This is a genomic window from Oleiphilus sp. HI0086 (genome assembly GCF_001635225.1).
The window spans coordinates 1-495 of sequence record NZ_LWFZ01000481.1 but is presented as its reverse complement, the minus strand read 5'-3'; the positions used below and the strand labels follow the sequence as shown (position 1 = coordinate 495).

Annotated in this window: 1 protein-coding gene; it reads right to left on the bottom strand. The window is 44.2% G+C overall.

Annotated features, from left to right (window positions below; genetic code table 11):
- Positions 1-40: 40 nt before the first annotated feature.
- On the bottom strand, positions 41-495 hold a 455-nt coding region (locus tag A3756_RS05910), incomplete at its 5' end, for an EAL domain-containing protein (protein WP_156490305.1).

Below are 495 nucleotides of genomic sequence, written 5' to 3'. Positions count from 1 at the left end.
GCTTTGCATTATTATGGATGTTCTGAGGAAAAAGGCCAGCTTATATCTCAATAAGCTGGCTCGCATTGTTGTTAATCTGTTCAAGTGCGTCACGGCCTGGAACGGCTCTACCAAAATAGAAGCCTTGAATCTCCTGGCAGCCCAAAGACTTTAGGTAACTTAGTTGAGTCTCGGTTTCGACGCCTTCGGCAACAATATTGAGTTTCAGGCCGTGGGCCATGGATACAATAGCATTAACGATGCAGGCATCATCGTGTGTATCTTCAATATCCTTGATGAAGGACTGGTCTACTTTCAAAGTATGAATAGGCAGTTTATGAATATAGTTCAGTGATGAATAACCCGTGCCAAAGTCGTCAATGGCAATGGTGACGCCATGCTCAGAGAGTTGTCTGAGTTTTTGAGTCATATTCTCAAGGTCGTTCATAATAACATTTTCAGTGAGCTCGATTTCGAGATTTCCGGGCGGGAAATCTGCCTGGCGCAAGCTGGATA